This is a genomic window from Yoonia sp. R2-816, assembly GCF_046762905.1.
Taxonomy (GTDB): Bacteria; Pseudomonadota; Alphaproteobacteria; order Rhodobacterales; family Rhodobacteraceae; genus Yoonia.
Genome location: NZ_JBKQXN010000146.1, coordinates 1 through 282 on the forward strand (window position 1 = coordinate 1; position 282 = coordinate 282).

A 282-nucleotide genomic window follows, 5' to 3' on the forward strand; every position below is an offset into this window, starting at 1 on the left:
GACAACGGCTTGCTTGCTTTGGTTCGGGAGGAGTGTGAGGAGCTGCTCACTGCCATTGACGATCTTACGATCCGGATTGACACGAAGACGACCAAGCTGAGAAAGCCATCTCAGCAGTCAGAGATATCCCGGCGGCTTCAGACGATACCCGGCGTTGGTCCACTCACTGCCATGGCGGTAGAGGCCTTCGCACCGTCCATGGATATCTTTAGATGTGGACGAGACTTTGCCGCATGGCTCGGACTGGTGCCCAAGCAGCATTCATCGGGGGGCAAAGAGCGG

General features: G+C 57.1%; 1 protein-coding gene. It reads left to right on the forward strand.

Annotated elements, in window-relative coordinates; translation table 11 throughout:
• Positions 1-282, forward strand: a 282-nt coding sequence (locus tag ACFWW2_RS04790) for a transposase (protein ID WP_393926602.1), incomplete at both ends; no start/stop codon positions are given.